Genomic DNA, 19,973 nt, shown 5'->3' with positions numbered 1-19,973 from the left:
GTTAAGACTAAATAAAATTTCAGGAGGACAATACGATGAGTATGTTTTGTTATCAGTGTCAGGAAGCGGCCAAAGGAAAAGGCTGTAGTGTTAAAGGGGTTTGTGGAAAAAGTGAAGAGGTTGCCAAACTTCAGGATCTGTTGATCTACACCGTCAAAGGGATTTCCGAAATCGTGGTAAAAGGCGAACTGGAAGCCAAAGAATTGGGTGAAGTCAATCATGAGGTGTTAAAAAGCCTATTTATGACCATTACCAATGCCAACTTTGATGCCGATGCCTTCGTCAAAGAAATAAAGAAGATGACTACCCTGAGAAATCAGTTGCGAGATATGATAGATGCTGCCAATAAAAAGAACGCACCCGGCTTTTTCCAGAAACTGTTGGGCTTAAAGAAAGAACAGAACGGCAAGAAAATAAATATTTCGACCCTCCATGACGCCGCCCGCTTTGAAACTGCCACAAAAGCAGAGATGATTAAAAAAGCTGCGAACGTTGGCGTTCTGGCCACCACCAATGAAGATGTCCGTTCACTCAGAGAATTGATTACCTATGGCGTCAAGGGCCTGGCCGCCTATGCCGAGCATGCTCTCAATCTGGGTAAAGAAGACCTGAGCTTATATGGTTTTATCTATGAGGCTATGGCCGCGACCCTGAATGACAAACTATCCGCCGACGATCTGGTCGCCCTGACCTTAAAAACCGGTCAGTTTGGTGTTACCGCCATGGCCCTGCTTGATGGTGCCAACACCGGGAAATACGGTAACCCCGAAATCACCGAAGTTAATATTGGGGTTAAAAAGAATCCCGCTATTCTAATTTCCGGTCATGACTTGACCGATCTGGAGCAGTTATTGGAACAGACCAAAGGGTCCGGCGTTGATGTCTATACCCACAGTGAAATGCTACCGGCCCATTACTACCCGGCCTTCAAGAAATATGACAACTTCGTCGGGAACTACGGGAATGCCTGGTGGAAACAACTGGAAGAGTTTGAATCCTTCAATGGTCCGATTCTGTTCACCACCAATTGTATTGTCCCGCCCAAGAGTGACGAAGTCCGGGGTCGAATCTTCACCACCGGGGCCTCCGGTCATCCCGGCTGTACCCATATTGAAGCGGATGCTAACGGCAAAAAGGACTTTTCGAAAATTATCGAAATGGCTAAACGCTTAAAAGCACCCACCGAAATCGAAACTGGCAAAATTGTCGGCGGTTTTGCCCACGAACAGGTTTTTGCCCTGGCCGATAAGGTCGTCGATGCGGTTAAATCCGGCGCCATTAAAAAATTCTTTGTCATGGCCGGCTGCGATGGTCGCATGAAATCCCGGGATTACTATACCGAATTTGCTGAAAAACTGCCAAAAGATACGGTGATTTTAACGGCTGGCTGTGCAAAATACCGTTACAATAAACTCGATCTGGGCGACATCGGCGGCATTCCCCGACTGCTGGATGCCGGACAGTGCAACGATTCATACTCATTGGCACTGATCGCCCTGAAATTGAAAGAGGTCTTTGAGCTTAACGATATCAACGAACTGCCGATCGCCTATAATATTGCCTGGTATGAACAAAAAGCTGTTATCGTGCTACTGGCGCTGCTGCACCTGGGGGTCAAAAATATCCATCTGGGGCCAACCTTACCGGCCTTCTTATCTGCGAATGTCGCCAATGTTCTGGTCGATACCTTTGGTATCGGCGGTATCGACTCAGTTGATGCTGACATGGCCATGTTTATGGGAACAGTATAAAAAATAACCGAATCGATTTACCGTCGCGGTTTTCAACAATAGTATTCAGACTGTCAAAAAATAAAACCCAGTACCGACAATTGTTGCATCATGTTGTACGCATCGGAGCGGATACGGCAAAGCCTGTCCGATTCTGCGCGAAGGCAACGAGCCAATCACAAGCTTGCTTGTAGTTGGCGACTGCCCACGACCAATGCGAAAGGAGTGTAGCGGATTTCGCATGGCGCGGCGAACAACAGATTAACAATTGGTCGGTACGATAGTTTATCGACAACCTCAAACGAGTTGCCTTGTTATCAGGCAACTCGTTTTTTAGTTGTAACGATCATCAATCAGCTAAATGGATAATATAAAAAGTGATAAAGAAGCCCAGTGCCGTCACAATCGCGGTGAAACGGCCGCTTATTGCAAAGGCTTCCGGCAGCTCTTTATTTGAGAGCATCGCTAAAATGGCCCCGGCCGCGATGGAAAGATTAATGGCGATGACATGGGGGGAGGCCCCGCCTAAAAGCCCATAGCCGACTGCCGCCGCAAGGATCGCGGCGAAAATAGTGACGCCCCAGATTGATAAGATATAGAAATTAGAGCGACCAGAGTTTTTCATATCAATCGCGCCAGATATGCCTTCCGGCAGATTGCTCAGTAAAACTGCAATCATCATCGAAAGACCAATACTTTCCTCAGCCGCCAGACCAATCCCGATCGCCAGCGATTCCGGAATCCCGTCTAAAACAAAACCAAGCAGGACGGTGGAACCAGAGTCGCGACGGAGGGTTCCGGTTTGACGGAGCGAGCCAGGCGCTGGTTCGGAGTCACGGTGAAAATAAGCATCAGCACGATCAATTAAATAGTCACCCAGTACAAAAAGCAGGGTTCCAATCAGGAAGCCAATTGAAACCGAGGTAAAGCCCCCGGATAAAAAAGCATTCTCCATCAGATCGAAGGTTAAAGAAGAAATCATGACCCCGGAGCTGAAGGCTAAAATTGCACCAAGCAAACGGGTAGGGATGTTGAGATAGATACCAATAAGCGCTCCAATGAACAGGGTGGAGCCGCTTACCAAGCCATATAATGCTGCCGTAGCCATAGGGTCGAACCTCCTTATTGTCGGTTATTTGTGAGTCGGGAAAAGAAGCGGAAAAAGTGCAGTAACCAGTTGTAGTTTAATTGAGTTTAACATCGATCAATCAGAGTTGTCAATGAAGAATAGAAAGGTTCCAGAAACAAACAAAATAAACGGATATCCGATCAAAAAACCTAATCCTTTTATTTTATCCCAATGAATGTTACCATATTCATATAAAAAACCACGAGGTGACTAAATGAACGATTTAATAACAACCGTTGAAGCCTGTTTTAATCAAAAAGTATACAAAATCATCCTTAGCAAACCAAGAACAAAAACAAAGGACTATCACAAGATAGTCATCAGTCAAATTAATGAAACCTATCATCTGGAAAAATTTACCGCCACCCAGGTATTTAATGAAAACCTGGTAACCGGGCAGCTAATCGAATTTCTGAACCAAGCCCTGGAATATGATTTTCAGCAATACAATGCCTGGGACGACCAGTTTGAATATATCATACAGATCAGTAAAAAAGGGAAGCCATCGATGACCAGAAAAGCCGTCAAAGAAGCCCCCGCCAAAGCCAATACCCACAACCGCCAAAAAAACTATATCCTTAAGGAAGGCGTCGTCATCGCACCGTTGGTGGATATGGGGATCTTTACTAAAGAAGGTAAGGTCGTGAAGACGATGACCGATAAATTCCGCCAGATCAACCGCTTTGTCGAAATCATCGACGACGAAATAAAAAGTCTTGCCCCCGGCACCGAGCTCAATGTGATTGACTTTGGCTGCGGCAAATCTTATCTGACCTTCATCTTGTATTACTACCTCACCGAAATAAAAAACATCAGGGTGAACATGGTGGGCCTGGATTTAAAAAGCGATGTCATCGACCGCTGTAATGCCAGTGCCGAAAAATACGGCTATGATAATCTGTCCTTCAAATTGGGAAATATCGATGCCTATGAAAGCAGTTTTCCGGTGGATATGATCATCACCCTTCACGCCTGCGATACCGCCACCGATTATGCCCTCTACAATGCCATCAAATGGGATGCCAGGTTAATTTTTTCAGTGCCCTGCTGTCAGCATGAGCTAAACGCCCAGCTGGAAACAGCAGAACTGAGCCTGTTGACAAAATACGGCATCATCAAAGAACGAACCGCCGCTCTGATCACCGACGCCATCCGCGGCAGTCTCCTCGAAGCCTGCGGTTACAAGGTCCAACTGCTGGAATTCGTCGATCTGGCCCACACCCCCAAAAACATCCTGATCCGGGCCAAAAAGACCCAATTAACAGAAAAAAGAAAGGCCCAGGCGCACGCCGAAGTAGAAAACGCCATCCAGGCATTTTCCTTAAAGCCTACCCTCTTTCAGCTTCTTGAAACAGATAAACTCATCAATTCTAATAAAATTTAAATGTAACATTTGCCAAAAGATGTTATAATGAAAAATCAGTTAGAAGACAAATAAGTAAAATTTATAGATCAGGAGGCAAAGAGGATGCTGACAACCTTTGTTCATACAGGTGATTTTCATTTAGGTCGCCCCTTTACCTTTCAACAGCAAGGAAACTACTACGGTAAGAATAAAAGAAAAGAACTATGGAAAGCCTTTGACGAGATGATTGCATACGTCAAGGAAGAAGCGGTTCCACTTTTGCTCATTGCCGGAGATTTATTTGATAGTGTCAATGTATTGACCATGGATATAAAAAGAGCCGCCGAAGGATTGGCCAGCCTGGATAAAACCTGGGTGGTTATTATCACCGGAAACCACGATTATCATGGCGACAGCTCACCCTATAAAAAAGTTGAGTGGTCCAGTAATGTCTACATCTTTAAAGAAGATGTATTCCGATCCGTTTATATAAAAGAACTCAACACCGAAATCTATGGCATGTCCTGGGTGAAAAACGAGTATCGGGCTTTTCCCGAACGCTCATTTAATAGCATCAAACTCAATGACACCCGCTATAACATCTTAATGGTGCATGGTGAAGTAACCAATCAAAGCCTTTATCTCCCCATTGATTTAAGATTGATCGAAAAGAAGGGGTTCGATTTTATTGCCCTGGGACACATTCATAAACCGGGTCTGACCCCCGGGGGGGTCGCTTATTGCGGATCGCCAGTGCCCCTTAATTTTGGCGAAACCGGCGAACGGGGTTTTTTAATTTCACAGGTCGAAACCGATTATGAAAACCAGACCTATATCACCAGCAGTGGTTTTAATCCCATTGAATCAAGAAAATATGAGACCATCGAAATTCAGATTGCTCCGGAAGATTCCTATCAGGAAATCATCAAGAAAGCAATCAGCTGCGACACCGAAGCCAACCGTCAGCAGAATTACTATCGCATCCGTTTTACCGGCTATATCAATCCGGAAATTCAAATGGATTGGATCAACGACGATCTGGAGGAATCCTTTTATTATATTGAAACAGATACCTCCAAACTGGAACCGGATATCGATCTGGAATTACTGATCAGAGAAAATAAAAATAACCCCATCGGTCAGATTCTCAGCGAACTGGGGAAAATAGCAGAACCCGAAGTCCGGAAAAAAGCGATCATCTACAGCATCGAAGCGATGATCAGCGAGGGGGTTTTAAAATGAGAATTAAAACTCTGACAATCAAAGCCTTTGGAAAATTCAAAGATCAGACGCTTGAGTTGAAACCCGGACTCAATCTGGTTTATGGAACAAACGAAGCCGGGAAAACAACCGTTCAAACCTTTATCCAGGGGATGTTTTTCGGTTTTTACAAGCCCTACCGAAAAAAGAAAACCTACAGCGAAGAATACGAAAAATATATGCCCTGGGGTCAATTTGACTATAGCGGTTCCCTGGTTTATGAGGTGGATGGCCGGGAAATCCGACTGGAACGTAATTTTTTAAGAGCCAAAGACTCGTTGTTTATTTACGATAATACCACCGGAAAAATAATCAACGACCAATTTAAATACGACGGGGTGATCCGTCAGCATTTACCATTGGGAAATCTGGGAATGACCTCAGTCATTTATAATAACACCGTTAATATGCGCCAGATGGTCCATGATAATGAGTCTGGCAGTCAGGACGAAATCCGGGATTCTTATATCGAGATGCAGAATTCCAGCGGCATTGAGATTAATTTTAAAGGAATTGCCAGACGGCTGGAAGAAAAAAAGAGCAACATCGGCCGGTCCGGGCAAAGTAAGTCAAGAATCGGTGCGGCTATCAGAGAACGGGACGAACTTCAGCAATTATTAAAAGAAGCCGAGGCAGCCTATGCTAAGGTGGCTGAAAATCAGGAAAAGATTACCCACAATCAGAAGATGATGAAACGCATCGAAACCGAAAATGATTATTTGAGCCAGGAATCAGTGGTCAAACGAAAAAAAGAACTGCTGCAGTCCTATGAAAAAATCAACAAACTGGAAAAAGAAAACAATCGCTTGTCAAAAATAATCAGAGAAGACCAGATCTATGAAGACTACAACTACAAGAATCTGGAGGGTTTAAAGGCAATCTCAAATCAAGCCGACCGGCTCAGCGATCAGATGGACTATATTGAGAAGGAAATGGCTGATGCCTCGGATCATTTAAAAACCATCCGCCAGAAAGAAGCAGCCAAACGCAGTTCCCTGGCAGGGCACACCCTCGAAGCGATTACTGAAGACTACGAGCTTTTCAAAAAAGAACAAGATGAAGTCGCCGCAGTCGATAAAAAAACAAATGTTATCATCAACATCATTTCGGCGCTGGTCGCGCTACTGGGAATGGGGCTGGTGGGATTAGCCAATATGGGCTTGCTGGGTACCAGTCAGGGGATTGAAAACCTGTCATTAACCGTTGGCGTGACCCTGGCAATTGTTGGGGTCGTCGGGTTAAGCTTTGGCATCTCGGAAACGCTTAAAAAACGGAGAATCTTGAAGGAAAAACAATTAATCCCGATCCAGGAAGAAATACTGGCTAAATACCAGTTAAAAGATGGACCCGGTTTTGACAGTTACTATAAAAAAGTAGTCCGAAACCAGAAAGAACTGGAACAGATGCAAAATGAAGGTGAATTGCTGATTATTCAGCATTCCCGTCATCAGGCCGGTTATGAGGTGCTCTTTGAACAGCGTCGGGGAATCATGCGCGATCTTGAGCGAAAACTGGCCCAATACGAGGTTAAGAACATTGCCGAATATGCTGAACGCTGCGAAAAAGCGCAGCAGCTGGAAGAACTGAAAATCCGGTTTAACGGAAATCTGCAACTGCTGGAGAATCTGCTGGAAACCGTCAACGGCGGTAAAACCGATGACGGACAGTCGGTTTGGCAGAAAGCCTCACCAAAATCGGAAGAGTTGTTAAGTCTGGGCAAAGAAATAGCCCGGCTGGAAGGGGAAAACAGTGCCCTGACCGATGGCATTGGCCTGCCGGTGGAAATCCAGGAGACCATTAAATCGCTGGATGCCCAAATCCAGGCCTTTGATACCGAAATCAAAGCCTGTAACGCCGCCCTGGAAGCCTTGGAGACGATTCAGAAAGACAGTCATCTGGAGTCGGCACCAGAGCTGAACAAAAATATCGGTGACATCCTGGAAACCATCACCCAGCATTATAAAGGGGTGAAAATTGATGAAACCATGAAACTTAAGGTGGTCGATCCGAACGGCGGAGATTTTAAGGAGGCCGAACAATTAAGTGCCGGCACCATGGATCAGGTTCATTTTGCCTTCCGCTATGGAATCGGCGAACTGATCAGTCATGAGATGCCCTTTATTCTGGACGAACCCTTTGTGAGGTACGATAAACAGCGAAAAACCCAGGCTCTTAAACTGCTTTCAGAACTCAGCAGCAAACGTCAGGTGATCCTTTTTACCTGTGACGATGATGAAGAAAAGCTGTTAAAATCATTGGGTGCCCCCTATCATAAAATAATTCTGTAAGAATTATCCAAAGAAATATAAAATTTCGCCTAAACACCTTGCTTTAGTTGGCAGAAATCCTTTACAATAATAGCAATAACTAAAAAAGGAGAACCTTCGATGAAATTAAGTCTGGTAAGAGACCTTCTCGATGCTGTTGTATTATCCGGAGAGAGCCACCTGGATGAAGAAGTTCAGTCCGGGTTTGGCTGTGATCTGATGAGTGATGTTCTGTGCTTTGCCCGGGAAGATGCCATTCTTCTCACCGGTCTGGTCAACAAGCAGGTGCTGAATACCGCCGATATGGCAAATATGAACAGTATCATCTTTGTCAGAGATAAAATGCCCAGTCAGGAAATGATCGAGATGGCCAAAGAACGCAATCTTCTGGTTATGTCCACCAAATATATTCTTTTTGAATGCTGTGGCATTCTCTATAAAAATGGTCTTAAAGGAGCCCACCTTAGATGAGTTACGAACTCGTCTTTGATGTGGAACGGGGAGACTTTGATACCGCCGGCGAAGCCTCACGAAAAATCAAACGGACCCTCCAGCAGTTGGGGATTTCCAATAAGGTGATAAGGAAGGTGTCGATTGCCGGTTACGAAGGTGAAATGAATTTGGCAATCCATTCAGCGGGCGGAAAAATCATTCTGGAAGTGGGCGAAGAAGAATTGGTTCTGACCATTGAAGATACCGGTCCGGGGATCGCGAATATCGATCTGGCGATGACGGCCGGTTGGTCAACGGCCGGGGATGAAGTCCGGCAAATGGGTTTCGGGGCGGGAATGGGCCTGCCGAATATGAAAAACAATGCTGACAATTTTCAGATTTCTTCAAAAATTGGAGAAGGTACAAAAATTGTCATGAAATTTTTAGTATAAACAGGAAGAAGGTGACATATGGAAAAATTACTTCATTCTGTATACCTTGATGAGGAAAAATGTCTGGGCTGTACCACCTGTCTCAGAAGCTGTCCCACCGGAGCCATCCGGGTACGGGGCGGCAAAGCGATTATCAACGAGTCCAAATGCATTGACTGCGGCGAGTGTATTCGGATCTGTCCCCATCACGCCAAGCTGGCAAAAACAGATCCGCTGTCAAAGAAAGACGACTATGAATACACCGTGGCCATGGTAGCACCGGCGATCATCGGTCAGTTTAAGCCCAAGTATTCCATCGATCAGATTCTTTCGGCAGTTAAGGCTCTGGGCTTTGATGAGGTGGTGGAAGTGGCCTATGGAGCTGAAATCGTTGGTCAGGCGCTGAAGTATGAATACCATGCCAAACGCTATCCACGGCCGCTGATTTCATCAGCCTGTCCGGCCGTGGTCAAGCTGATTCAGGTACGCTTTCCCGAGCTGACCGGCAATGTCTGTCGCTTAAAATCACCGATGGCGATGACGGCCAGACTGATCAGAAAACGGATCAGAGAAGAGGGGAACTATAAAAACAGTGATGTCGGTGTTTTTTTCATCACTCCCTGCGCGGCAAAGGCCACCATGGTTAATAATCCGGCCGCCAGCGAATACGATAAATACGATCAGATCGATGGCGCCATTGCCATTAAAGATATTTACAGCGATCTCGCCAGTCTGATCGGCAGTTGTCCGATCCAGGAAGGGATTCATAATACCACCCCCGAATCCTGCACCTGGGCCTTGTCCGGTGGTGAAAGTGATTATCTTAAAAATAAAAATGTCCTTCATGTGGATGGCATCCAAAACGTCATCAATGTCCTCGAAGAAATTGAATGCGGTAAACTGGATACCATCGAATTTTTTGAAGGTCTGGCCTGTATTGGCGGTTGCGTTGGCGGCTGTCTGACCGTGGAAAATAATTATGTGGCTAAAATGTATATCCAGGATCGGGCCAAAAAAATGAAACAGACATCGATTGTGCATATGTCAGACGAGTACGTCAAAAATATATATAATTCCGGGATGATGCATATCAAAGAACGGATTCTGCCCAGAAGTCCCGAACCGCTGGATCAGGACATCAACCGGGCGATTGAAAAAATGAAACAAATCGAAGTGCTGGAAAGCAAACTGCCTGGTTTGGACTGTGGTTCCTGCGGAGCCCCCGGCTGCCGGGCCCTGGCCGAAGACATTGTCGCCGGAAAAGCCAAAGAAATCGATTGCGTTTTCGTCTTAAAAGACCGGGTCAGAGATCTCTCAGTCTTAACCAATGAACTCTTACAAGTGGAACACCCCACCGAAAAGCCCCTGATTAAAAAAGATTAGTTTATGAAAAAAATCATAAAGGAGAATATGAATGAAGGTTAGTGGATTATTAGAAAACAAAGAATTCAAGTGTCTCAATCCTCAGGTAGGAATTGAAGGGGTCATTAAAAGTGGCTATGTCGGTGACTTGTTGAGCTGGGTTATGGCCAATGCCGGCAATGGCTGCGCCTGGGTGACGATCCAGACCCATGTCAATATCATTGCCGTGGCCACCTTGCTGGAAATGACCTGCGTTATTATTCCTGAAGGTGCTGAAGTGGAAGAAAGTACCCTGGAGCGCGCCATCATTGAGGATATCCCAATTCTTACCACCGGTCTTAACGCCTACGAAGTCTGTAAAATTTTAGGAAATGCCGGCATCTAAAATGGATAAGGTAGCCATAGATTTACACATCCACTCGGTCTTATCCCCCTGCGGAGAAGAAGAGATGACCCCCAATAACATTGTGAATATGGCCCTCATTAAAGAACTGGATTTTATTGCGGTAACCGATCATAACAGCGCCAGGAATTTACCTGCCGTTATGGCGGTGGCCAAAGAACTGGCCAAAGAAACGGAAAAAGGGATTTGCATTCTGCCCGGAATCGAAGTCACGACCAGGGAAGAAGCCCACATTCTAGCCTATTTGCCAACCCTGGAAGCCGCCCTGAAATTGGACGCGATCATTTATCAGCATTTGCCCGATGTGATGAATGAAAAAGCATTATTTGGACCGCAGTATATCATGGACGAAAACGATCAGATCATCGGCGAAGTCGACAAGCTTCTGATTTCGGCCACGGATATCAGTGTCGAAAAACTCTGGGAAATTGTCACCGATCTCGGCGGGATTCTGGTGCCGGCTCATATCGACCGAAAGTCCTACAGCATCCTGGCGTCGCTGGGTTTTATTCCCCTGGATTTGGATATAAAAACCTGTGAAGTTTCAAAAAAAGAAACATTCGACAATGTTCTGAAGAACTTCCGCTTCTTCAAAGACTATCAGTTTATCCATGGCTCTGACGCGCATCAATTAGAAGATATGGCTGAACGGGAATACTTTCTGGAACTCCCGGATATGCAACGACAAACGCTGATCGGTTATTTGGGTTAAATTCAATAAGTAGTACCGACAATTGTTACATCATGTTGTACGCATCGGAGCGGACAGGTTGATAAACCTGTCCGATTCCGCAGCGAACAACAGATTAACAATTGGTCGGTACGGTAGCTGGCCGTGAACTTTACAGGTATTTTTCGAAGTACCTGTTTTTTTGTGCAAAATTATTACACTTTTTTTACTAAAAAAACAAATGAGTAGAATTTTTGCTTCAAAAATCGATAAAGTTAAAGGTTTTCATTAAAAATTGGGGCGAAAAGGGTAAAAAATTTATCTGTTATAAATATAACGAAATATTTCGTTATGTGTTATAATGACTTCGTTAGAAAATATGCAATCACAAGCGTAAAGGTTTGCACGATTTAATTAGGAGGTTTGAAAATTGGCTGAATTAATACCAGTTGAAAATTTGGACGTAGTAAAGGCAATAGTCGCTGAGCACAGAGAAGTACCAGGTTGTTTAATGCAGATTCTGCAGGAAACACAAGAAAAGTACGGCTATTTACCCCTTGAACTACAAGGAACCATCGCAGATGAGTTAGGAATTCCCTTAACTGAAGTCTACGGTGTGGCAACATTTTATTCACAATTTACTCTTACACCAAAAGGTAAATACAAAATTGGAATCTGTTTGGGAACTGCTTGTTATGTTAGAGGCGCCCAACCAATTATTGACAAGGTTAATGGCATTCTGGGAACAGCTGTTGGCGATACAACTGAAGATGGAAAATGGTCAGTTGATGCAACACGATGTGTTGGCGCATGTGGTTTAGCTCCAGTAATGATGATTAACGAAGAAGTATTTGGACGTTTGACCGTAGATGAAATTCCAGGAATCCTAGAAAAATTCTAGTTATCAGTTATGAAAGAATTGTCCCTTCATATATTGGATATTACCCAGAATTCCATCAGAGCACAGGCAAAGCTTGTTAAATTAGTGATTATTGAATCCGTGGCAAACAATGAACTCACCATTATCATCGAAGATGACGGGTGCGGAATACCGGCCGACCGGCTTCAAAATATCACCGATCCATTTGTGACGACCCGAACAACCCGTAGGGTTGGTCTGGGTTTATCCCTATTCAAAGCAGCAGCGGAAGCATGCGGCGGATATTTCGAGATAAGCTCAACTCCAGGTGTTGGCACAAAGGTGGTTGGAACCTTCATGCGAGATCATATCGACCGTGCTCCCCTGGGGAATATGGCAGATACGATTCTCACCATGGTAATGTCTTTTGGAGCGGCAGATCTTAGCTATGAACACAACTGCAATAACCAATTATTTGTTTTTAATACACGAGAAATTAAAGAGACCCTGGAAGTTGAATCTTTAAACGAACCGGAAATTCTTAATTGGATTCGAGAGTTTGTTTCAGAGGGTCTAAAAGAAATTCAAGAAATTATGGAGGAAAAATAATGGCAAAGTCCTTAGCAGAACTAAAAGCGATTCGTGATAAAAAATTAAACGAAATCAATTTACGACACGGCAAAAACGGTTACCGCGTTGTAGTTGGAATGGCAACCTGTGGCATCGCTGCCGGCGCCCGACCAGTAATGGTTAAATTGATGGAAGAAGTGGATGCCAAAGGTTTAGTCGACGTTACTGTTGCGCAAACCGGATGTATCGGATCATGTCGATTGGAACCAATTGTAGAAGTTTACGATGCCAACAATGAAAAAGTAACCTATGTGCACATGAACGCTGAAAAGGTTGCACGAGTTGTAGATGAACACTTGGCTCAAGGCAAAGTGGTCGATGAATATACCATGACTGTGGTTGATGGTAAAGTCATTGATCCAACGGTTAAGGGTTAATTGAGGAGGAGAAGAGCAGATGGCATATAAACGTTCGCAGATACTGATTTGTGGTGGTACAGGATGTACGTCCTCAGGATCCATGATATTGGTAAAAGAATTAAAAAAAGAATTAGTAAAACACGATATCCTTGATGAAGTTGAAGTTGTTGCAACTGGTTGTTTTGGTTTGTGTGAACTGGGACCCGTTGTAATTGTTTACCCAGAAGGTACCTTCTACAGCCGTGTTGAAGCAGCAGATATCCCAGAAATGGTTGAAGAACACCTTGTCAAAGGTCGTCCCTTGGATCGCCTGATCTACACCGAAAAAGGTGATGGTCATCATCCACTGTCAATCAACGAATTAGGATTCTTTAAGAAACAAAAACGTATTGCTTTAGCAAATTGTGGCGTTATTGACCCAGAAAACATTGATGAATACATTGGCTTTGACGGTTACATGGCACTTGAAAAAGTACTGTTAACCATGACACCAGTTGACGTTATTAATGAAGTTAAAGCTTCCGGTCTTCGTGGTCGTGGGGGCGGAGGATTCCCAACCGGTCTTAAATGGCAGTTTGCCCATGACGCTGTATCAGAAGATGGCGTAAAATACGTCGCATGTAACGCCGATGAGGGTGACCCCGGTGCATTCATGGATCGATCTGTATTAGAAGGAGATCCCCATGCATTAATCGAAGCGATGGCAATTGCAGGCTTTGCAGTTGGCGCAGCTAAAGGTTATGTATATGTCCGAGCTGAGTACCCAATCGCTGTTAATCGTCTCCAAATTGCGATTGACCAGGCCAAAGAATATGGTTTATTAGGCGAAAACATCTTTGATACCGATTTCGCTTTTGACCTTGAAATTCGCTTAGGCGCCGGCGCTTTCGTATGTGGTGAAGAAACCGCACTGATGAACTCGATCGAAGGTAAACGTGGTGAACCGCGTCCACGTCCACCATTCCCAGCTAACAAAGGTTTGTTTGGAAAACCAACCGTCTTAAATAACGTTGAAACCTATGCAAATATTCCTGCTATTATCTTAAAAGGCGCAGAATGGTTTGCATCAGTAGGAACCGAAAAATCTAAAGGAACAAAAGTATTCGCACTTGGTGGAAAAATCAACAACACCGGTCTATTAGAAATCCCAATGGGCACAACCCTGAGAGAAATCGTATTTGAAATCGGTGGTGGTATTCCTAACGGTAAAGCCTTCAAAGCGGCTCAAACCGGTGGACCATCAGGCGGATGTATCCCTGCTTCTTTATTAGATACAAAAATTGATTATGATAACCTGATTGCCATCGGCTCCATGATGGGTTCTGGTGGACTGATCGTAATGGACGAAGACAACTGTATGGTTGACGTTGCCCGTTTCTTCCTTGACTTTACTCAGGACGAATCCTGTGGTAAGTGTCCTCCTTGCCGTATCGGTACCAAGAGAATGTTAGAAATTCTGGAACGGATCTGCGACGGTAAAGGGATCGAAGGCGATATCGAACGCTTAGAAGAACTGGCTGTAGGGATCAAAGCTTCAGCACTTTGCGGCTTGGGACAAACTGCTCCTAACCCTGTTCTGTCAACTATTCGCTACTTCCGTGATGAATATGAAGCACATATCAATGATAAAAAATGTCCCGCTGGCGTATGTAAACATCTGTTAGACTTCACAATCGATCCAGATACCTGTAAGGGTTGCGGAATCTGTGCTAAAAAATGTCCAGCCGATGCAATCACCGGTGAAAAGAAGAAACCATACACCATTGATACAGCAAAATGTATTAAATGTGGTGCCTGTATTGAAGCCTGTCCATTTGGCTCCATTTCCAAGGGTTGATTAGGAGGTCATTAAAACAATGAAAGAAGTAACATTTAAAATAAACGGTCAGGAAATGACTGTTCCCGAAGGAACAACCATTTTAGAAGCGGCTCGCCAAAGCAATATCGATATCCCCACTCTCTGTTACCTGAAAGATGTTAACGAGATTGGTGCTTGTCGGATGTGTTTAGTTGAAATCGCTGGAGCAAGAGCTTTACAAGCAGCTTGTGTTTACCCAGTTGCCAATGGCATCGAAGTACTGACAAACTCTCCAGCAGTCAGAAAAGCAAGACGTGTAAATCTTGAATTAATCCTTTCTAACCATAATCGCGAATGTACTACCTGTGTTCGTAGCGAAAACTGCGAATTACAATCGCTGGCAACTGACCTGGGCGTTTCTGAAATTCCCTTCGAAGGCGATAAATCAGGAACATTAGTTGATGATTTATCTACATCAGTAGTAAGAGACGAAACGAAATGTATCCTTTGCAAGCGTTGTGTATCCGTTTGTACCAACGTTCAAAGCGTTGCCGTACTTGGCAGCGTTGGCCGTGGCTTTACCTCACAGGTTCAACCAGTATTTAACAAATCACTGGCAGAAGTTGGCTGTATTAACTGTGGTCAATGTATCATCAACTGTCCAGTTGGCGCTTTAAAAGAAAAATCAGACATTCAACGGGTCTGGGATGCCATCGCGGATCCTTCAAAAACCGTTATCGTGCAAACAGCTCCCGCTGTTCGTGCCGGTTTAGGTGAAGAATTCGGTTACCCAATGGGAACATCAGTAACCGGAAAAATGGCTGCTGCATTGCGCAGACTGGGATTTGATAAAGTATTCGATACCGATTTCGGTGCTGATGTCTGTATCATGGAAGAAGGAACCGAACTGATTGGCCGTGTGACCAATGGTGGCGTTCTGCCAATGATTACTTCCTGTTCACCAGGTTGGATTAAATTTATCGAAACCTACTATCCAGAAGCAATTCCTCATCTGTCCAGCTGTAAATCACCACAAAACATTACTGGTGCTTTATTAAAGAGCCACTATGCTCAAGCTAATGGCATCGATCCTAAAGATATGGTTGTTGTTTCAATCATGCCTTGTACCGCTAAAAAATACGAAGTACAACGAGAAGAATTATGTACCGACGGCAACGCCGATGTTGATATTTCCATCACTACCCGTGAATTAGCGCGAATGATCAAAGAAGCCCGGATCCTGTTTAATAAATTGCCAGACGAAGACTTTGACGATTACTATGGTGAATCTACAGGTGCCGCCGTTATCTTCGGAGCTACCGGTGGTGTTATGGAAGCAGCCGTTAGAACCGTTGCTGACGTATTAAACAAAAAAGACATTCAAGAAATTGAATATCAAGTTGTTCGTGGCGTTGACGGCATCAAAAAAGCCAGCGTTGATGTAACGCCAGATTTAAAAGTAAATCTGATGGTTGCTCATGGTGGAGCTAATATCCGCGAAGTCATGGAACAATTAAAAGCTGGCGAACTGGCTGATACCCACTTCATCGAACTGATGGCTTGCCCAGGCGGCTGTGTCAACGGTGGTGGACAACCAATCGTATCGGCTAAAGATAAAATGGATGTGGATATCCGCGTTGAAAGAGCCAAAGCCCTTTATGATGAAGATGCCAATGTTTTAACCTACCGTAAATCTCACCAGAATCCTTCCGTAATCCGTCTTTACGAAGAATACCTGGAAGAACCAAACGGTCACAAAGCCCATCACTTATTACACACATCTTACTCAGTAAAACCAAAATTGGTTTAATCAGAAAGATTAAATAAGCGATTAAGCTTTAAATAGAAACAGATAAACAAAAAAAAGGCCCAATAATGGGTCTTTTTTTGTGTTATAATTAAGGCAATAATCTACACTTACAGGAGCAAATCATGGAAACCATTAAGGGAACGGTGGAGCACATCGTCTTTAGAAACACAAGCAACGGCTACACCGTCGCTCATTTTGATATCGACGGCGATCTGGTCACCGTGGTCGGTAATTTCGACGAACTGAATCATGGGGAATACCTCAAACTCACCGGTTACTGGACCGAGCATAAAAACTACGGCGATCAGTTCACCATGGAAACATATGCGATGGAAATCCCCACTTCCACCGAAGGTATCACCCGCTATCTGTCGTCTGGTATCCTGCCCGGTATCGGCGAAAAAACTGCGAAAGCAATCGTCGCCCGGTTTGGTGAAGAAACCCTGAATATCCTGGATAATAATCCCGAGCGGTTGTCGGAAATTAAAGGCATCGGCAAGAAAACCCTGGCGGCCATCAAAGAAGTCTATCATGAACAGCGGGAAGTAAGACAGATCATGATCCAGATCCAGGACTATGGCATTTCTGCCAACTGGGCCATGAAGCTCTACAAGACCTACAAATTTGATACCATTTCGGTGCTGCTGAATAACCCTTATCAGATGATCGACGATATCCGCGGTATCGGCTTTAAAATCGCTGATCAGATTGCCAACCATCTGGGCTTTGAAGAGAATAGCCCCGGCCGGATCCTGGCCGGGATTAACTATTCACTGGGCGAATGTTATAATCGTGGCAATACCTATATGACCGAAACCGAGCTGATTCAGACCAGCTCCCGGATCCTGGGGGTGGATGAAGACGAGATTAACGCCCAATTGGGGGAACTGGTGTTAATGGGACGGATCATCCAGGAGGAAGTGGCCGACCAGCGCGTTTATTATCCCCGTAATCTTTACGAAGCCGAGGACAACGCCGCCCTTTCGATGGCCAGAATCAGTCAGATGACCTATAAAATCGCTAATGTTAACATCGATGCCAAGATAAAAGACTATGAACGCGATATGTCAATTACCCTGGATAATAAACAGCGGGAAGCCATTGCCGCGGCGATGGACAACGGCGTGATTATCATCACCGGCGGTCCAGGCACTGGTAAAACCACCATCATCAACGGGATCGTCCGGATTTTTAAAGATCTGGGTCTGAAAACCGTGCTGGCGGCACCCACTGGTCGGGCCGCCAAGCGGATCGCCGAAACCACCGGCAACGAGGCCAAAACCATCCATCGCCTGTTGGAATATGAATACAGCCAGGACGATGACTTTCCCAGCTTCAGCAAGGATGAAACCAATCCCCTCGATGTCGATGCCATCATCGTCGATGAATCCTCGATGATTGATATTCTGTTGATGGACAGTCTGTTGATGGCCGTCCAGCCCGGCACCCGATTGATTATGGTGGGCGATGCCGACCAACTGCCATCGGTGGGACCGGGCAATGTTTTAAAAGACATCATCGAAAGTGGTGCCATCAAGGTACTCAGTCTTGACCGGATCTATCGCCAGTCGGATGAAAGTATGATTTCCGTTAACGCCTATGAAATCAACCACGGCCAGATCCCGGACATCAACAACGATTCGGATTTTTTATTTCTCAATAAAAACGACGGTGATAAACTGCTGCGGGATATCCTGGAGCTGGTTACCAACCGGCTGCCCATCGCCAAAGGGTTTGACAGTATCAGTGACATCCAGGTGATCTCCCCGATGAAAAATGGCAAGGTCGGGGTCATCAACCTGAACCGGGAACTCCAAGCGGTCCTCAATCCGCCCCGGGATAATCGGGCCCAACGGGAATTTGGAATGGTTATTTACAGGGAGGGCGATAAGGTCATGCAGATTAAAAACAATTACCGGATCAAGTGGGAAGACACCTTATCGCTGGAACAAGGCGAAGGAATCTACAACGGTGATATCGGTATTCTGGAAAATATCAGCAGCCGCGAAAAATCCTTTGCCATTCTTTTCAACGACGGCAAGCGGGTGACCTATGACTTTGACCAGATGGATGAAATCACTCACGCCTACGCCATGACCGTGCACAAAAGCCAGGGCAGCGAGTTCCCGGTGGTCGTCATGCCCATCGTTGGCGGACCACCCCTCTTTCTCAATCGGAAGCTCCTCTACACCGCCGTCACCCGGGCCAAGAAATTGCTGATCCTGATGGGCAATCAGTACGTCTTTCGGCAAATGATCAAATCCAGCGAATCCCAAAACCGCCAGACCGCTCTCCGCGACCGTATTATCGCCTACATCAAAAACCCGATGGTGTAAGAGGACGTGACTTAGGGGCAGATAGGGCATGACTTGGGGACGTTACGGATGTCAGCCCGATCGGGATGAAAGACGTCGCGTCCCCATGTCATGCCCGGGCCGAACAGTAAGGGATGAAAGGCGAAATGTCCCCTTGTCACATCCGGACAACTTTGTATTATTTCCCAGCGGCGAACCGTCTTCGCCCGAAAAGAGGTAACCATGAACCTGAGACAAACCCTCCTGACCTTCCTCGAAAACAACCTTTTTCTCAAAAACGGCACCTGCCCCATCTGTGGCAAGGTGCTTTTTGTGACCGACCGGTTTTTATGCCATCAATGCGAAGATGATCTGCCGATCATCAACAACCCCACCTGTGTCCGGTGTGGACGACCGATTTTTCGTGATCATCGTGATGTGTGTAACCCCTGTGCTAAACTCAACCTGCCCTTTGCCGCTGGTTATGCCCATCTGAACTATGAAGACGCCGGTAAAAAAATCGTCCATGCCATCAAATTCAAAGACCGTCCCTACCTGGGGATCTGGGTTGGTACCCAAATGGGAGCGGCCATCGCCCAATGTCAGTGGATCGATGAAGTGGATCTGATCATTCCGGTTCCGCTACACCCCAACCGCCAATCAGAACGGGGCTACAACCAGAGTGAAAAGATCGCTCAGGGTATTCATGAAGGTTTAGCTCAGAAAATTTCCCCAGCCCCGGAATTGACCACCAAAATCCTTCTTCGCAGCCGGGATACACCCCATCAGATCGGCCAGGGCCGGGAAGAACGACTTCGCAACCTCACCGGTGCTTTTAATGTAGAAACCGCCGCAGCCATTCAAAATAAAACCATCCTGCTGGTCGATGATGTCCTCACCACCGGCGCCACTCTGGCAGAAACCAGCGCCACCCTACTGGAAGCCGGCGCCGCCCAGGTCTGTATCGCTACCCTCTGCGCCGTCACCGAATAGCATTAAAGATTCTTAAAAAGACCCGCCCCGGGCCTTTTTTTGTGGCGAATCTCAAAAAATAATGGTATGATGAATTTATTACAAAAAAGCACTGGCAGTAGGGTATGACATGGGGACCGGAAGGATGAGAAAAGGGGACGTTACACCTGTCAGCCCATCGGGATGACAGGCGAAATGTCCCATTGTCTCATCCGAGCAGCG

The 19,973-nt window shown here is 45.5% G+C and carries 17 protein-coding genes; 16 read left to right on the top strand and 1 reads right to left on the bottom strand.

The window, feature by feature from the left end; translation table 11 throughout:
* Positions 1-35 precede the first annotated feature (35 nt).
* On the top strand, positions 36-1,751 hold the full coding sequence (gene hcp / locus A3KS_RS0102245; RefSeq protein WP_026393518.1) for a hydroxylamine reductase: 1,716 nt from the start codon (positions 36-38) through the stop codon (positions 1,749-1,751).
* A gap of 328 nt (positions 1,752-2,079) precedes the next feature.
* Here the strand turns inward: hcp and A3KS_RS0102240 are convergent, their stop codons facing one another.
* The gene (locus A3KS_RS0102240) at positions 2,080-2,838 is read right to left on the bottom strand and encodes a ZIP family metal transporter (RefSeq protein ID WP_026393517.1); all 759 of its coding nucleotides are present in this window, start codon (positions 2,836-2,838) and stop codon (positions 2,080-2,082) included.
* Between the two features lie 235 nt (positions 2,839-3,073).
* Between A3KS_RS0102240 and A3KS_RS0102235 the strand changes: the two genes are divergently transcribed.
* From A3KS_RS0102235 to A3KS_RS0102165, 15 genes are all read left to right on the top strand, one after another.
* A complete protein-coding gene (locus tag A3KS_RS0102235; protein ID WP_026393516.1) occupies positions 3,074-4,243 on the top strand; it encodes a class I SAM-dependent methyltransferase in 1,170 nt (389 codons plus the stop codon).
* Between the two features lie 84 nt (positions 4,244-4,327).
* On the top strand, positions 4,328-5,446 hold the full coding sequence (locus A3KS_RS0102230; protein ID WP_026393515.1) for a metallophosphoesterase family protein: 1,119 nt from the start codon (positions 4,328-4,330) through the stop codon (positions 5,444-5,446).
* Positions 5,443-7,752, top strand: a complete 2,310-nt coding sequence (locus tag A3KS_RS0102225) for an ATP-binding protein (protein ID WP_026393514.1) — start codon at positions 5,443-5,445, stop codon at positions 7,750-7,752. The genes A3KS_RS0102230 and A3KS_RS0102225 overlap by 4 nt, the downstream gene beginning before the upstream one ends.
* Positions 7,753-7,851: 99 nt before the next feature.
* Positions 7,852-8,202, top strand: a complete 351-nt coding sequence (locus A3KS_RS0102220) for a hypothetical protein (RefSeq protein ID WP_026393513.1) — start codon at positions 7,852-7,854, stop codon at positions 8,200-8,202.
* Positions 8,199-8,615 (top strand): ATP-binding protein, encoded by a 417-nt coding sequence (locus tag A3KS_RS0102215; RefSeq protein ID WP_026393512.1) that lies wholly within the window; start codon positions 8,199-8,201, stop codon positions 8,613-8,615. Before A3KS_RS0102220 ends, A3KS_RS0102215 begins: the two co-directional genes overlap by 4 nt.
* 18 nt (positions 8,616-8,633) lie before the next feature.
* Positions 8,634-9,977, top strand: a complete 1,344-nt coding sequence (locus A3KS_RS0102210) for a [Fe-Fe] hydrogenase large subunit C-terminal domain-containing protein (RefSeq protein ID WP_026393511.1) — start codon at positions 8,634-8,636, stop codon at positions 9,975-9,977.
* Positions 9,978-10,008: 31 nt separating this feature from the next.
* Positions 10,009-10,341: an AraC family transcriptional regulator gene (locus tag A3KS_RS0102205; protein ID WP_026393510.1), complete on the top strand. Its 333-nt coding sequence runs from the start codon at positions 10,009-10,011 to the stop codon at positions 10,339-10,341.
* A 64-nt stretch (positions 10,342-10,405) separates the two neighbouring features.
* Positions 10,406-11,071, top strand: coding sequence for a histidinol-phosphatase (locus A3KS_RS0102200; RefSeq protein ID WP_242834720.1), 666 nt, complete (start codon positions 10,406-10,408; stop codon positions 11,069-11,071).
* A gap of 388 nt (positions 11,072-11,459) precedes the next feature.
* Complete coding sequence (locus A3KS_RS0102195) at positions 11,460-11,930, top strand: NADH-quinone oxidoreductase subunit NuoE family protein (protein WP_051355600.1); 471 nt, start codon at positions 11,460-11,462, stop codon at positions 11,928-11,930.
* Positions 11,931-11,939: 9 nt separating this feature from the next.
* The gene (locus tag A3KS_RS0102190; RefSeq protein ID WP_026393507.1) at positions 11,940-12,497 is read left to right on the top strand and encodes an ATP-binding protein; all 558 of its coding nucleotides are present in this window, start codon (positions 11,940-11,942) and stop codon (positions 12,495-12,497) included.
* Entirely contained in the window at positions 12,497-12,895 is a 399-nt protein-coding gene (locus A3KS_RS0102185; protein ID WP_026393506.1) for a (2Fe-2S) ferredoxin domain-containing protein, read from the top strand. Before A3KS_RS0102190 ends, A3KS_RS0102185 begins: the two co-directional genes overlap by 1 nt.
* Before the next feature lie 19 nt (positions 12,896-12,914).
* Positions 12,915-14,714, top strand: coding sequence for an NADH-quinone oxidoreductase subunit NuoF (nuoF, locus tag A3KS_RS0102180; RefSeq protein WP_026393505.1), 1,800 nt, complete (start codon positions 12,915-12,917; stop codon positions 14,712-14,714).
* 19 nt (positions 14,715-14,733) lie between these two features.
* A complete protein-coding gene (locus A3KS_RS0102175) occupies positions 14,734-16,485 on the top strand; it encodes an NADH-dependent [FeFe] hydrogenase, group A6 (protein ID WP_026393504.1) in 1,752 nt (583 codons plus the stop codon).
* Positions 16,486-16,607: 122 nt separating this feature from the next.
* The gene (gene recD2 / locus A3KS_RS0102170) at positions 16,608-18,821 is read left to right on the top strand and encodes an SF1B family DNA helicase RecD2 (RefSeq protein ID WP_026393503.1); all 2,214 of its coding nucleotides are present in this window, start codon (positions 16,608-16,610) and stop codon (positions 18,819-18,821) included.
* Positions 18,822-19,022: 201 nt separating this feature from the next.
* Positions 19,023-19,772 carry a ComFC family protein gene (locus A3KS_RS0102165; RefSeq protein ID WP_026393502.1) on the top strand — a complete coding sequence of 250 codons (750 nt, stop codon included), beginning with the start codon at positions 19,023-19,025 and terminating at the stop codon, positions 19,770-19,772.
* Positions 19,773-19,973: the final 201 nt, after the last annotated feature.

Source organism: Acetobacterium malicum subsp. dehalogenans DSM 11527 (assembly GCF_000472665.1).
In the GTDB taxonomy this organism is placed as follows: Bacteria; Bacillota; Clostridia; order Eubacteriales; family Eubacteriaceae; genus Acetobacterium; species Acetobacterium malicum.
The sequence above is the reverse complement of the archived record's forward strand: the minus strand, read 5'-3'. Positions and strand labels throughout refer to the sequence as shown.